This is a genomic window from Metapseudomonas boanensis, from assembly GCF_042232855.1.
GTDB classification, from domain to species: Bacteria; Pseudomonadota; Gammaproteobacteria; order Pseudomonadales; family Pseudomonadaceae; genus Metapseudomonas; species Metapseudomonas boanensis.
The window spans coordinates 5,045,001-5,058,275 of the sequence record NZ_CP113889.1 but is presented as its reverse complement, the minus strand read 5'-3'; the positions used below and the strand labels follow the sequence as shown (position 1 = coordinate 5,058,275).

General features: G+C 59.7%; 13 protein-coding genes and 1 other RNA gene. 13 read left to right on the top strand and 1 reads right to left on the bottom strand.

Going from position 1 to position 13,275, the window contains the following annotated elements; translation table 11 throughout:
* Positions 1-4: 4 nt before the first annotated feature.
* The 7 genes from OXH74_RS23605 to OXH74_RS23575 are packed head-to-tail and all read left to right on the top strand — an operon-like array spanning position 5 to position 6,756.
* A complete protein-coding gene (locus OXH74_RS23605) occupies positions 5-475 on the top strand; it encodes a TadE/TadG family type IV pilus assembly protein (RefSeq protein ID WP_375739114.1) in 471 nt (156 codons plus the stop codon).
* Positions 475-963 carry a TadE/TadG family type IV pilus assembly protein gene (locus tag OXH74_RS23600; protein WP_375739113.1) on the top strand — a complete coding sequence of 163 codons (489 nt, stop codon included), beginning with the start codon at positions 475-477 and terminating at the stop codon, positions 961-963. The genes OXH74_RS23605 and OXH74_RS23600 overlap by 1 nt, the downstream gene beginning before the upstream one ends.
* On the top strand, positions 957-2,174 hold the full coding sequence (locus tag OXH74_RS23595) for an AAA family ATPase (RefSeq protein ID WP_375739112.1): 1,218 nt from the start codon (positions 957-959) through the stop codon (positions 2,172-2,174). Before OXH74_RS23600 ends, OXH74_RS23595 begins: the two co-directional genes overlap by 7 nt.
* Positions 2,175-2,177: 3 nt before the next feature.
* Positions 2,178-3,605, top strand: a complete 1,428-nt coding sequence (locus OXH74_RS23590; RefSeq protein WP_375739111.1) for a CpaF family protein — start codon at positions 2,178-2,180, stop codon at positions 3,603-3,605.
* A 4-nt stretch (positions 3,606-3,609) separates the two neighbouring features.
* Positions 3,610-4,596, top strand: coding sequence for a type II secretion system F family protein (locus OXH74_RS23585; RefSeq protein ID WP_375739110.1), 987 nt, complete (start codon positions 3,610-3,612; stop codon positions 4,594-4,596).
* Between the two features lie 29 nt (positions 4,597-4,625).
* Complete coding sequence (locus tag OXH74_RS23580; protein ID WP_375739109.1) at positions 4,626-5,594, top strand: type II secretion system F family protein; 969 nt, start codon at positions 4,626-4,628, stop codon at positions 5,592-5,594.
* Position 5,595: 1 nt separating this feature from the next.
* Positions 5,596-6,756: a tetratricopeptide repeat protein gene (locus OXH74_RS23575; protein WP_375739108.1), complete on the top strand. Its 1,161-nt coding sequence runs from the start codon at positions 5,596-5,598 to the stop codon at positions 6,754-6,756.
* 61 nt (positions 6,757-6,817) lie between these two features.
* Here the strand turns inward: OXH74_RS23575 and OXH74_RS23570 are convergent, their stop codons facing one another.
* Positions 6,818-7,099, bottom strand: coding sequence for an HU family DNA-binding protein (locus OXH74_RS23570; protein ID WP_215373047.1), 282 nt, complete (start codon positions 7,097-7,099; stop codon positions 6,818-6,820).
* Between the two features lie 323 nt (positions 7,100-7,422).
* On the opposite strand from OXH74_RS23570, the gene ffs reads away from it, so the two are divergent.
* From ffs to OXH74_RS23540, 6 genes are all read left to right on the top strand, one after another.
* Positions 7,423-7,519: signal recognition particle sRNA small type (gene ffs, locus OXH74_RS23565), an RNA gene on the top strand.
* A gap of 302 nt (positions 7,520-7,821) precedes the next feature.
* The gene (locus OXH74_RS23560) at positions 7,822-8,457 is read left to right on the top strand and encodes a 2OG-Fe(II) oxygenase family protein (protein ID WP_375739107.1); all 636 of its coding nucleotides are present in this window, start codon (positions 7,822-7,824) and stop codon (positions 8,455-8,457) included.
* Between the two features lie 240 nt (positions 8,458-8,697).
* Positions 8,698-10,821 (top strand): DNA polymerase III subunit gamma/tau, encoded by a 2,124-nt coding sequence (gene dnaX / locus OXH74_RS23555; RefSeq protein WP_375739106.1) that lies wholly within the window; start codon positions 8,698-8,700, stop codon positions 10,819-10,821.
* A gap of 11 nt (positions 10,822-10,832) precedes the next feature.
* Complete coding sequence (locus tag OXH74_RS23550) at positions 10,833-11,159, top strand: YbaB/EbfC family nucleoid-associated protein (protein ID WP_215373041.1); 327 nt, start codon at positions 10,833-10,835, stop codon at positions 11,157-11,159.
* A 137-nt stretch (positions 11,160-11,296) separates the two neighbouring features.
* Positions 11,297-11,896 (top strand): recombination mediator RecR, encoded by a 600-nt coding sequence (gene recR, locus OXH74_RS23545; protein WP_375739105.1) that lies wholly within the window; start codon positions 11,297-11,299, stop codon positions 11,894-11,896.
* Positions 11,897-12,123: 227 nt separating this feature from the next.
* The gene (locus OXH74_RS23540) at positions 12,124-13,272 is read left to right on the top strand and encodes an acyl-CoA dehydrogenase family protein (protein WP_375739104.1); all 1,149 of its coding nucleotides are present in this window, start codon (positions 12,124-12,126) and stop codon (positions 13,270-13,272) included.
* Positions 13,273-13,275: the final 3 nt, after the last annotated feature.

Here is a 13,275-nt window from a genome sequence, read left to right as displayed (position 1 = left end):
CGCCATGAGACGTCAGGAATATATGGGCGTACAGGCGCAGCGTGGGGTGGCCATGGTGGAATTCGCCATTACCTTGCCGTTGTTGTTGCTATTGCTGTTCGCCATTGGTGAGTTTGGCCGCATGCTGCTCCAGTACAACAGCCTGATGCAGGCCAACCGTGATGCCGTGCGATATGTGGCTGGCAAGGCCTGGAACCCGACGCTCGGACAGGTTGCGTTGACTACTGACTTGCAGAACCAGGCCAAGAACCTGGCGGTCTACGGTTTACCAGTGGTGCCTGCGGGCACGGAGCCTGTGGTGCAGGGGCTGACCACCGCGAATGTGCAGGTTACGGCTGTGGGTACAGAACATGTCCAGGTCAGCACCAGCTTTACCTTCGTCCCTCTGCTGGGTGGTGGTCTCCCGGATGTACTTGGCGATGGCATGTCGTTGAGCTTTCCCCTGGTCGCGACCACCGTGATGAGGGCGCTGTGATGAACATCAGGCGCATGCGGGGCGTGTATGTCGTGGAGTTCGCCATCATCGGCCTGCTCTTGTTTGTCGTGCTGTTCGGCGTGCTGGAGATGGGCCGTCTCTACTTCACCGTGAACACGCTCAATGAGGTCGTTCGTCGTGGTGCCCGCCTGGCAGCGGTTTGCAATATCGATGAGCAAGTGATCCTCGAGAGAGCCGTCTTCGACATGGAGGGAAGCGACGGTTCAAGTGAGCTGGTGGGCGGGCTGGCTACCAGTCAGGTGACCCTGACCTATCTGGACGAGAACGGTGCCCAGGTCGGCAATCCCGCCGATGAAACGGGCACCGACGGCTTTCGTGCCATACGTTACGTTCACCTGGAAGTGCAAGGTTTTACCTTCGATCTGATGATCCCCACGTTGGGGCAAACGATCACCCTGCCTGCGTTCAGGGCAACCCTGCCCCGGGAGAGTCTCGGGCGAAGTGTGGAGGGGGATACAGAATGTTGACGTCGAGAGAGTCTTCCACAAGCAATCAACCGAGCAAGCAGGGGCTGAGATTACTGATCAGCAGCCGCGATGCCGAGGCCTTGCGGCATCTGCAAGGATGCTGTCAGCGTGTGTCTGGCCTGCTGGTCAATACGCGCCTGGTCACCAACGGCCATACGGATCCATTGTATGGCTTGGAGCAGATGCCCGACTTCCTGCTCTTGCGGGTCAGTCACCTGTGGCGCGAGGAGTTGGCTGCGCTTCTGCAGCGACCGGCTCAGGAGCGTCCACCGCTGCTGATATGCGGCCCATTGGACGAGCGTGAGGGTATTCGGCTGGCCATGCAGGCCGGCGCCCGAGACTTCCTCCCCGAGCCTGTTTCGGAGGAGGAACTGCGTGCTGCACTGGGTCGCATGCTGGTGGAGTCCCGGAGCGGAACGACCACAGGCGGCAAGCTCATCGCTGTGATGAATGCCAAGGGCGGTTCGGGAGCAACCCTGCTGGCCTGCAACCTTGCACAGCAGCTCAGTGCTGCGGGCAAGAGCACCTTGCTGCTGGACCTGGACCTGCAGTTCGGCAGCGTGGCCCACTACCTGGACGTGCAAGCCTCGCACAGCCATCTGGATGTGCTGCAACAGGTCGATGAGCTGGATAGCGTGGCGCTGCGCGGATTCTGTAGTCACTTCAGCCCCAATCTGCATGTGCTGGGCGGGCGTTCGAGCGAGCTTTGCCTGTCACAAGACGTTCGCCTGGAGCAGCTGGAAGCGTTATTGAGCCTGGCCCGCAGCACCTATGACTGGGTAGTGGTGGACCTGCCAAGGCAGATCGACCACATCACCGGCGTTACGCTGGAGCAGGCCGACCACGTTTATATCGTTGTTCAGCAAAGCCTCAGCCATTTGAAAGACGCTACCCGTCTGATGCGGATTCTTCGTGACGATCTCGGCGTGCAGGGCGGTCGCTTGCAGGTGGTGGTCAACCGTTACAACAAGGCCTCACCGGTGACCCTGAAGGATATTGCCGAGACATTGCGATGTGCGGACCTGCAGAAGCTGCCTAATGACTATGCCGTAGTCAGTGAGAGCCAGAACGCTGGCGTACCGTTGGCGCTTCATGCTCCAAAAGCTCCCGTTAGCCTTGCGCTGCGGGAGCTTGTGCAGGAATTGCTGGGGGCCGAAGAGGCCAGGCAGGGTCTGCTGAAACGTACCTTTGGCCGGCTGTTCGGGGGGTAGATCATGCTTAGCGAATTTCGGAATCGCCTGCGTCAGCCGGCTGCCAAGAAAGAAGAGGCCGACCAGCAGAAGGTGGAAAACGACGATGCTGCCAGCTCGCTCATGGCATGGGAGGTCAGTACGCCGGATACGCTTTATGAAACCAGGACGCAGCTTAACCCGGTGGAAGGCGAATGGCGCGAGAAGATCTACCAGCAGCTACTCAAGGTCATGGATCTGTCCTTGCTGGATTCACTCGAACCAGCGGACGCGGTTCGGCAGATCCGTGATATTTGCCAGCGCCTGCTGGATGAACATTCTGCACCCGTGAGTTCCAACTGCCGCCAACTGATCATCAAGCAGATCACTGATGAGGTACTCGGCTTGGGACCTCTGGAGCCCCTGCTGGCCGATCACAGCGTGTCCGACATCCTGGTCAACGGGCACGCTTCCGTATACGTCGAGCGCCACGGCAAGCTGCAACGCACTGATGTGCGTTTCCGTGACGACCAGCATCTGCTGAATATCATCGACCGCATTGTCTCCAGCCTGGGGCGGCGCATCGACGAGTCGTCCCCCTTGGTAGACGCGCGTTTGAAGGACGGGTCGCGGGTCAATGCCATCATCCCGCCCCTGGCCATCGACGGGCCGAGCATCTCCATTCGCCGTTTCGCGGTCGATCTGCTCAATACCGAAAGCCTGGTGCAGATGGGAACCTTGACCCCGGCGATCGCCCTGGTGCTCAAGGCCATCGTGCGTGGGCGCCTGAATGTGCTGGTGTCGGGCGGTACTGGTACCGGCAAAACCACCATGCTCAACGTGTTGTCCAGCTTCATTCCGCACAACGAGCGGATCGTCACCATCGAAGACTCGGCAGAGCTGCAGCTGCAGCAGCCCCATGTGGTGCGCTTGGAAACGCGTCCAGCAAACATCGAGGGGCGCGGCGAAGTGAGCCAACGCGAGCTGGTGCGTAACAGCCTGCGCATGCGCCCGGACCGGATCGTCATTGGCGAGGTCCGTGGTGCCGAGGCGTTGGACATGCTGACGGCGATGAACACCGGTCACGACGGCTCGATCACCACCATCCACGCCAATACCGCGCGCGATGCCTTGGGGCGCATCGAAAACATGGTGTCCATGACCGGCGCCACCTTCCCGATCAAGGCCCTGCGTCAGCAAATAGCCTCGGCGATTGATGTCGTCGTCCAGTTGGAGCGCCAGGAAGATGGCAAGCGGCGCCTGGTCAGCGTGCAGGAAATCAACGGAATGGAAGGCGACATCATCACCATGACCGAGATCTTCGGCTTCGAGCGACGTGGTATTGGCGAGCATGGCGAAGTGCTTGGGGACTTCCGGCCAACCGGGATGGTTCCAGGTTTTCGCGATGTGCTGGCCAAACGCGGTATCGAGTTGCCGCTCAACCTGTTCCGACCGGAATGGATGGAGGGTTGAGATCATGAGCCAACTGCCCACTGAATTCATCCTCGCCTTCCTTGGCATGGTGTTCGTTGCTGTCTTCCTCCTCAGTCAGGGGCTGGTCGTCCCCGTATTCGGTGAGGCGAGCAAGATTCGCAAACGGATACGTTCACGGCTCGATGTGCTGGAGCATGCCAGTAACCTTCCGAACATGCAGACGGTGCTTCGGCAAAAATACCTCAAGCGCCTCTCACCCTTGGAGGCAGCGTTTGAGCAGTTACCATTCATGGAGCGCTTGGCGCAGATGATCGAGCAGGCCGGGCATGAGTATCGAGCCTACCGGGTGCTGCTCCTGGGGGTGGTGTTGGCGCTCGTGGCGAGTGCTTGCGTGTGGCTGCTGCTGAAACTCTGGTGGGCGGCATTGATACTGGGAGCGATGGTGTTCTGGATACCGGTCCTCAAGATATCCAGTGATCGCAGTCGGCGCTTCGCCGCCTTCGAAGAGGGTTTGCCCGATGCTCTGGACGCCATGTGCCGGGCCCTGCGTGCTGGACACCCTTTCAATGAGACCCTTCGGCTGGTGGCCGAAGAGCACAAAGGGCCGGTTGCCCATGAGTTTGGGCTGACATTCGCTGACATCAACTACGGCAATGATGTCCGCCGGGCAATGCTCGGCCTGTTGGAGCGCATGCCCAGCATGACGGTGATGATGCTGGTGACCTCAATCCTGATCCACCGGGAAACTGGCGGAAATCTGACCGAGGTTCTGGAACGGCTGAGCAGCTTGATCCGCGGGCGTTTTCGATTCCAGCGGAAGGTCAAGACACTGTCGGCCGAAGGGCGGATGTCTGCCTGGGTGCTCGTCGCGATTCCATTCGTACTTTCGGCCGGGATTATGCTGACCAGCCCCAAATACCTGCCGCTGCTGATCAATGAACCGATTGGCCAGAAGCTGGTGATGGCCGCTTTTGTTGCCATGGTCCTGGGCATTTTCTGGATTCGAAAGATCATTCGGATCCAGGTCTGAGTCGTAGAAGTCGGAGGGGGGTGCAAGTCATGGACTATCTGCTTGGTTTGATCAGCGCGTCAGTGGGTAACGAGCAGCTCGCTCGACTTATCTTTCTCGGGGCTGTCGGCTTGAGTGCAATCCTTGCTGTGGCCACCTTCGGACTGCTGATCCTCGGTTTGCAGAATCCGGTACAGCGGCGTCTGGCATTGATCAAGCGCGGACAGGCTGATCTGGGGCCTGGGCAACGGCCCCCGGGCAATCTCCAGTTGCTTCTGGAGCAGGTCGGACAACGGCTAGGCAATGACGAACAGAATCGTACTTCCGGAACCCGGACGTTGCTCACCCATGCCGGTTACCGCTCAGCTTCTGCCGTGCAGGTCTATTGGGCCATCCGCCTGTTGCTGCCTTTGCTGCTTCTTGGTGTTACGGTGCTGGCACTGCCGCTGCTGCCCAAGGTTTCACTCACGATCGCCTTGCTGTTTGCTGCCGGTGCTGTGGGTATAGGGTGGTTGGTCCCCGCGGTGTACGTGGACAAGCGCAAGGAGGCTCGGATGAATCGTCTCCGGGCTGCTTTCCCTGATGCCCTCGACCTGATGGTCGTTTGCGTAGAGTCAGGGCTGGCACTGCCCCAAGCCATCGAGCGTGTGGCCGAAGAAATGACCGTAAGCCAGGTGGAGCTGGCTGAGGAGTTGGCGCTGGTCAATGCGGAGATCCGCGCAGGTATCCCCAGTGCACAGGCGCTCAAGAATCTGGCTGAGCGTACCGGTCTCGAGGATGTCCAGGGCCTGGTCAGCTTGCTGGCGCAGAGCATTCGCTTCGGTACCAGTGTGGCTGACACGCTGCGTATCTATGCGGAGGAGTTCCGCGACCGCCGCACCCAGGCCGCCGAAGAGCAGGCAGCAAAAATCGGTACCAAGCTGGTTTTCCCACTAATCTTCTGTCTGTGGCCCAGTTTCTTCCTGGTAGCCATTGGCCCCGTCATCGTAGGGATACTCAAACTATTCGGGAAGCTGTGACATGAACAGAGCCAGTCTGCTGTTGGCCATGATGGCCGTGCTGTCGGGATGTCAGACAATGGGGCCGGAAAAGGCGAGTGGCGTCCGCTCGCTCTATAGCGGCGACAATTCAGTGCTCTACCAGGTTCAGAAACAGGTCGACTCGCCGGACCAGGCCATGCTGATGGCAAGCAGGGCCTACCAGGCCGGAGACCTGGATCAGGCGCTGTTCCAATACCTGCGCGCGATCGAACTGGACCCGAAACGCTATCAGGCGTTGGTGTGGATCGGGCGGATTCACCGTGAGCGCGGTAATGCCCAGCTAGCGGAAATGGCTTTTGCCGATGTGTTGGATGATGAGCCGAAAAACCTCGACGCACTTGCCGAAATGGGGCTACTCAATCTGGCTGCTCGGCATCATGAACAGGCTGAGGAGTTTCTGCTCAAGGCTGTGGGTGAGGATCAACAGCGCCTTGGCGGTAAGCAGCAGGTCAGCCTGGCAGACGTCGCGGTTTTGAAGGTCGATAGCAAGTCTCCCTTGAAGGCCTATAACGGCCTTGGCGTGCTCTCCGATCTACGCGGCAACTACCCGTTGTCGGAGCAGTTCTATCGACTGGCATTGCAGATCGAGCCGCGGTCTGGGCTGGTGCAGAACAGCCTGGGTTACTCGTACTACCTGGCGGGTCAATGGCCCGAGGCTGAGCGGGCATATAAGCGCGGTATCAGCTATGAGCCGTCCTACCAACCACTATGGCGCAACTACGGACTCCTGCTGGCCCGGATGGCGCGCTATGAAGAAGCTATCTCCGCGTTCGAGCAAGTGGAGAAGCGGCCTGAAGCAAGCAATGATGTCGGCTACATCTGCCTGGTGGAAGGCAACCTGGATATGGCCGAGCAGTTCTTCCGCAGCGCAATCGAACAGTCGCCAGCGCATTACGGTACAGCCTGGGACAACCTGAACAGGGTCCAGCAGATTCGTAAGCTGCGTGAGTTGGGAGGGAGCGCACCGGTAGTTGAGCCGGTTGCCGCAATGCCCGAGTCAGTGCCAGCAGCCGAGCCGGTTGCTACCATTTCGGCGGCAGTGGCGGAGCTGCCTGACGCTGCGCCGATTGCTGCAGTACCCAGTGCTGTCGAGGCTGGAGCTGCGCCGGCTGTCGTGGTCAACACGGCGACGGTGCCGTAACGAGCATGATCAGTGCCGTTTGAGAGGGCAGGCAATAGGCCTGCCCTCTGCATGTGTGGCCTTACTTGTTGACTGCGTCGGTCAGGGCCTTGGTTGGCACGAACTTGACCACTTTCTTTGCAGCGATCTCGATGGTCTTGCCAGTCTGCGGGTTGCGACCGGTGCGTGCCGGGCGCTCGGTGATCTTCAGTTTGCCGATGCCTGGCAGGGTGATCTCATCGCTGTTCTCCAGAGTGTCGTTGACGATCTCGCTCAGCTGCTCAAGCACAGCGCGTACGCTGGCTTTGGTGTTTTCGGTCGCTTCTGCGATGTCGGTGATCAGCTGGTCTTTGGTGATTGCCATGGTGTAGCTCCATTCAGTGAGTCCGGCTTGTGGCCGGGTTGGTCAGTCCAACGTCGAGTGAGACAGGCGCAATCGCGTAGAGTGCCATTGCAGGCTGTCGCAGGGGCGAAAGCCCGCCGAGCCTAGCATGGAAAAAGCGTGCTGACCTTTGACCTGGGTTGGGTTTACGCCGGCTTCACCCAGCGTGAGCCCGCGTCCAGCAACGCGAAGCGTGGGGTGATTGCAAGTGCTTGTCACAAAAACGTTTTTAGCGGTTGTAAGTTGGCGCGGAGCCGGTACAATGGCGCGGCTCGCCGATCTGGCGAGTCTCGTGATGGTGGCCCTGCCGGTCCCCCCGCAACGATCAGCCGTGAACCCGGTCAGGCCCGGAAGGGAGCAGCCGCAGCGGTGAAATTGTGTGCCGGGGTGTGGCTGGTGGGGTCCACCTCCAATCTATAAATCCTTGTTTTTACGAGGGTTTATCAGCCAGAAACGCAGAGTGAAACAGAGTCTCGGTACACTTAAGCTGTGCACCTTGATGCAATGCGGGCTCTGTTGCATGCCTCGTTCATTCTCTTCTCATCCATGACTTTGTCGGAAGACGTGCAGAGTATAATGCTGTGCTCGACAAGGTGCTGCCCGCTCGGGGCGAGCTCGGCCGGGTGGGGCTGGAGAAAGTCACGGCGGGGCACATTCTTACTCAGACTAAACTGGTAGGTAACTCCCGTATCCGGTGAGCAGCCATGCCGGCCTCCACCTTTGACGTTGTACGCCTGTTCCCGAGCTTCGTCTGGCAGAGCCGGCTTGAACTTGCGTGCTACGAACCCCTTAACCGGGATCTCCTCGCACATGTCCGCATGCTAATGGGGGCGGGCGCCGGAGCCTACACAGGCGCCGCCTGGCAATCTGGGTACGTGCTACATCAACAGCCAGAATTTGTTGCCCTGGTCACGCACATCGAGGCCGCCGTGAGCAATGTGCTCGCGTTTATCAAGGTAGTCGATGCTCCGTTCCGCATCACTGGCTGCTGGGCCAATGCTCTGGGGCCTGGGGCGGCACACGCGATGCACAGCCATCCCAACAATTTTCTGAGCGGCGTCTACTATGTGCAAACGCAGGAAGGCGCAAACACGATCAACTTTCATGACCCGCGCCCCCAAACTGCCGTCATTCGTCCGCCGGTCACCGCATTGATGGCATACAACACCGATCAGGTGGTGGTAACCGTCAGCGACGGCACCCTTCTCATATTCCCGGCCTGGCTGCCGCATTCAGTGTCCGTGAACACAAGCGCCCGCCTACGTGTCAGCGTAAGTTTCAACGTCATGTTCACCTCGTACGACACGACCATGAGCCCGCCGCTATGGGGCGAGGGCTAAACGCCGGCCTCCCTTTGGGCCTGGCTCTTTCATCAGCAAATCAATGGCCATTCAGAAACCTTCATCACCACATTTTCGTATCGGCTCCTTTTCAGTCAGGGCGCCGATGCGCTGCGTGACCAACGGCGACGCTGTAACTGGCGTTGAGCAGAAAGAAGCCCGCTCACTCGCATCGGATGCAATTTGCGGTTCGCTCCGCTAGCATTAGCTCCTTCTGCTTCTCAGACGCGACGGTTTTCAATGAGTTATCAGGTTCTTGCACGTAAATGGCGCCCGCGCTCGTTTCGCGAAATGGTCGGCCAGACCCATGTGCTGAAGGCCTTGATCAATGCCCTGGATAACCAGCGCCTGCACCATGCCTATCTGTTCACGGGTACGCGTGGCGTGGGGAAGACCACAATCGCGCGGATCCTGGCCAAGTGCCTGAACTGTGAGACTGGCATCAGCTCGACGCCCTGCGGTCAGTGCTCGGTGTGCCGCGAGATCGATGAAGGACGCTTCGTCGACCTGATCGAAGTGGACGCTGCCAGCCGCACCAAGGTCGAAGACACCCGCGAGTTGCTCGATAATGTGCAGTACGCTCCCAGTCGTGGTCGCTACAAGGTCTACCTGATCGACGAAGTGCATATGCTCTCCACGCACTCGTTCAACGCCTTGCTCAAGACCCTCGAAGAGCCACCGCCGCACGTCAAGTTCTTGCTGGCCACGACGGACCCGCAGAAGTTGCCTGTTACCATCCTCTCGCGTTGCCTGCAGTTCTCTTTGAAGAACATGCCGCCGGAGCGGGTGGTTGAGCACCTTTCCCATGTGCTGGGCGCCGAGAATGTCCCATTCGAAGAGGATGCGCTCTGGCTGCTGGGCCGTGCTGCCGATGGTTCTATGCGAGATGCCATGAGCCTTACCGACCAGGCTATCGCCTTCGGCGATGGCAAGGTATTGGCTGCGGATGTGCGTGCCATGCTCGGTACTCTCGACCATGGTCAAGTGTATGGGGTGCTCCACGCGCTGCTGCAGGGCGATGCGCGCGCTCTGCTTGAGGCAGTGCGGCAGCTGGCTGAGCAGGGTCCGGACTGGAATGGCGTACTTTCCGAAATGCTCAACGTGCTCCACCGCGTGGCCATCGCCCAGGTGCTGCCGGATGCCGTCGATAACGGCCAGGGTGACCGTGACCGCGTGCTGGCCTTGGCTCAGGCCTTGCCTGGTGAAGACGTGCAGTTCTATTACCAGATGGGGTTGATCGGTCGTCGCGATCTGCCGCTCGCACCCGATCCGCGCAGTGGTTTTGAAATGGTGCTGTTGCGGATGCTGGCGTTCCGTCCGGCGGATGCTGATGGCGTACCGAGGACCATACTAAAGGACCCGGGGATCAGTCAGGCCACGACTGATCCCAAGGAAAACCCAGTGGCCGGAGTCGTCTTGTCGGCTCCGGTTTCCGTTGGCGCGTCGGCTCCGCCGGCCGATGTTGTCCCGCCCGCCGTGTCGCGCGAACCGGCTGCGGCTCTGATGGTCGAGGCGCCTGCGATCTCGGCTCAATCTGTGGCTACGGCGCCAGTGGCGGTCGTCGCTGAACCCACTGTTGCTGATGAACCAGTTGCTACACCCCAGTATCAGCACAAAGCGGAGGAGCTTGCTCCCGAACCTGTCGCGCAGGCCGAAGTGATCGACTTGCCATGGGAAGTGTCTGCACCAGTCGAAACCGTTGTTGACTTGGCGCCGGCCGAGCCTGAAGTTGCTGTCGAAACGTTGGCGGTCGCTGAGCCAATACCCGCTACTCAGCCTGAGTCGGCGCCAGTGGTGTCGCAGTCTTTACCTGAGGCTGTGGTTGTCCAGGATGACGCGGACGACGAGCCTCCGCCCGGTGATTACGACGATTATTACGAGGCAGATGCCGAAAGCATTGCCTTGCTGGATGAATTGACCCCGACGGTGGAGGCTATTGTCGAGCCGCAAGTCGAGCCCGCCGCGGCGCCGGCGACAGGGCTGGCTGCCGAGTGGCTGGACTTGTTCCCGCGCCTTGGTCTTTCGGGTATGACCGGCAACATCGGAGCCAACTGCACACTGGTCGCGGTAGAGGGTGATGTCTGGCGTTTGCACCTGGATCCGGCCCAGAGTGCACTGTTCAACTCGAACCAACAGCGCCGCTTGAACGACGCCCTTGACCAATACCATGGGCGCAACCTGACCCTGGAGGTCGAGGTTCGCCGTCCTGAGCAGGAAACGCCGGCGCAAGCCGCCGCGCGCAAGCGCGCTGCTCGTCAACGGCAGGCCGAAGAGGCCATTGCCAGCGACCCACTGGTCCTGAAAATGATCGAACTGTTTGGCGCCTCTGTTCGCGCCGATACCATTGAACCCCTGGAACGCTGAGGAAATTCACCATGATGAAGGGTGGCATGGCAGGCCTGATGAAACAGGCCCAACAGATGCAGGAAAAGATGCAGAAGATGCAGGAAGAGCTGGCCAATGCCGAAGTGACCGGGCAGTCCGGCGCCGGCCTGGTGAGCGTGGTGATGACCGGTCGTCACGACGTCAAGCGCGTGACACTGGACGACAGCCTCATGCAGGAAGACAAGGAAATCCTTGAAGACCTCATCGCCGCGGCTGTGAACGATGCAGTGCGCAAGATCGAGCAGAACAATCAGGAGAAGATGGCCGGTATGACGGCGGGGATGCAACTCCCCCCCGGTTTCAAGATGCCCTTCTGATTCAGGCTCCCTCTCTCCGTTGACGGGGGAGGGGTGGGGAGGAGTGCATGCCTGTGCCACTTCTCCCACGGTCCCTCGCCTATGTATGGGAGAAGGGAGGTCGCGGCCAATGGGCCGCTTTTTATTGCGAGAAATCCATGAGCTTCAGTCCTCTGATCCGCCAATTGATCGACGCTCTGCGAATCCTGCCTGGGGTAGGGCAGAAGACTGCTCAGCGTATGGCGTTGCAGCTGCTGGAGCGCGACCGCAGCGGTGGCTTGCGTCTGGCGCAGGCCCTGACGGCTGCGATGGAGGGTGTAGGGCACTGCCAGCGTTGCCGTACCCTGAGTGAGGAAGAGCTTTGCCCGCAGTGTGCTGACCCCCGCCGTGACGACACATTGTTATGTGTGGTCGAAGGGCCGCTGGATGTATTTGCTGTCGAACAGACTGGCTATCGAGGTCGCTTTTTTGTCCTCAAGGGGCATCTTTCGCCTTTGGATGGGCTAGGGCCGGAAGCTATTGGCATTCCCGAACTGATGGCTCGCATCGAGGCTGGCAGCTTCAGTGAGGTGATCCTTGCCACCAACCCCACGGTCGAGGGTGAGGCTACTGCTCATTACATTGCCCAGATGCTTGCAGCCAAGACGATCACGGTTTCGCGTATCGCCCACGGCGTTCCGTTGGGCGGGGAATTGGAGATGGTTGATGGCGGCACGCTGGCCCATGCCCTCGCTGGACGTCGTCCGATCGGACATTGAGTCCCCGCCCGTCGTAGCTGCTACTTTTCCAGCTTGTTGAAATAGACTCACAACAGATCCCGTCCGCCAAGTTTTTGGTGCCTACCCGGAGGTTCTTGGTCGCCTCCATGGTTTGTTAGCTCTACCGGAGAGGCGCGGCTGAAAAGCCCTATTTGATGGCGTGACTCGCGGCTTGATAGCCAAGCAAGCGCTTGGTAAGTTCGATTGAACTTGCCTGGAGCTTTGCCATGTCCGCCTGCCAGCAATACTTCGATGAGACCCATCAGCTGATCCGCGACTCCGTCCGTCGCTTCGTCGACCGCGAAATTCTGCCCCATATCGCCGAATGGGAGGAGGCCGAGGAGTTTCCGCGCGAGCTATACCTCAAGGCTGGAGCTGCCGGGATCCTCGGCATCGGCTATCCGGAAGTGTTCGGTGGCAGTCACGAGAGCGATATCTTTGCCAAGGTGGCGGCCAGTGAAGAGCTGATGCGCAGTGGGTCCGGCGGGTTGGTGGCTGGGCTTGGCTCGTTGGATATCGGATTGCCGCCGGTGATCAAGTGGGGGCGGCCTGAGTTGCGTGAGCGCATCGTGCCCCAGGTGCTGGCGGGCGAGAAGATCATGGCCTTGGCGGTCACTGAGCCATCTGGCGGTTCTGATGTGGCCAACCTCAAGACTCGTGCTGTGCGTAATGGCGACTTCTATCGAGTTACTGGTAGCAAGACCTTCATAACCAGCGGTGTGCGCGCTGACTACTACACGGTGGCGGTGCGTACTGGTGGGGATGGATTCGGTGGGGTGAGCCTACTACTAGTAGAGAAGGGGGCTCCGGGTTTCAGTGTGGGTCGCAAGCTGAAGAAGATGGGTTGGTGGGCGTCCGACACCGCTGAACTGTTCTTCGACGATTGTCGAGTGCCAACGGAGAATCTCATCGGTGCTGAGAATATGGGCTTCGCCTGCATAATGGCCAATTTTCAGAGCGAGCGGTTGTCCCTTGCCATCATGGCCAACATGACAGCCCAGTTGGCCTTGGAGGAGGCGGTGAAGTGGGCGCGTGAGCGAGAGGCGTTCGGTAAGCCTATCGGTAAGTTTCAGGTCCAGAAACATCGCCTTGCTGAGATGGCTACCCAATTGGAGGTGTCCCGCGAGTTCACCTATCGCCAGGCATCCAAAATGGCGGCGGGCAAGAGCGTGATCAAGGAAATCTCGATGGCCAAGAACTTTGCCACAGATGTCGCCGATCGCTTGACCTATGACGCGGTGCAGATCATGGGCGGCTTGGGCTACATGCGTGAAAGCCTGGTGGAGCGTCTCTATCGCGATAACCGAATCCTGTCGATCGGTGGTGGTACGCGGGAGATCATGAACGAGATTATCGCCAAGCAGATGGGGCTCTGAGCC

Coding starts and splice junctions, on each gene's coding strand:
- OXH74_RS23605 (WP_375739114.1), top strand. CDS start 5: ATGAGACGTCAGGAATATATGGGCGTACAGGCGCAGCGTGGGGTGGCC.
- OXH74_RS23600 (WP_375739113.1), top strand. CDS start 475: ATGAACATCAGGCGCATGCGGGGCGTGTATGTCGTGGAGTTCGCCATC.
- OXH74_RS23595 (WP_375739112.1), top strand. CDS start 957: ATGTTGACGTCGAGAGAGTCTTCCACAAGCAATCAACCGAGCAAGCAG.
- OXH74_RS23590 (WP_375739111.1), top strand. CDS start 2,178: ATGCTTAGCGAATTTCGGAATCGCCTGCGTCAGCCGGCTGCCAAGAAA.
- OXH74_RS23585 (WP_375739110.1), top strand. CDS start 3,610: ATGAGCCAACTGCCCACTGAATTCATCCTCGCCTTCCTTGGCATGGTG.
- OXH74_RS23580 (WP_375739109.1), top strand. CDS start 4,626: ATGGACTATCTGCTTGGTTTGATCAGCGCGTCAGTGGGTAACGAGCAG.
- OXH74_RS23575 (WP_375739108.1), top strand. CDS start 5,596: ATGAACAGAGCCAGTCTGCTGTTGGCCATGATGGCCGTGCTGTCGGGA.
- OXH74_RS23570 (WP_215373047.1), bottom strand. CDS start 7,099: ATGGCAATCACCAAAGACCAGCTGATCACCGACATCGCAGAAGCGACC.
- OXH74_RS23560 (WP_375739107.1), top strand. CDS start 7,822: ATGCCGGCCTCCACCTTTGACGTTGTACGCCTGTTCCCGAGCTTCGTC.
- dnaX (WP_375739106.1), top strand. CDS start 8,698: ATGAGTTATCAGGTTCTTGCACGTAAATGGCGCCCGCGCTCGTTTCGC.
- OXH74_RS23550 (WP_215373041.1), top strand. CDS start 10,833: ATGATGAAGGGTGGCATGGCAGGCCTGATGAAACAGGCCCAACAGATG.
- recR (WP_375739105.1), top strand. CDS start 11,297: ATGAGCTTCAGTCCTCTGATCCGCCAATTGATCGACGCTCTGCGAATC.
- OXH74_RS23540 (WP_375739104.1), top strand. CDS start 12,124: ATGTCCGCCTGCCAGCAATACTTCGATGAGACCCATCAGCTGATCCGC.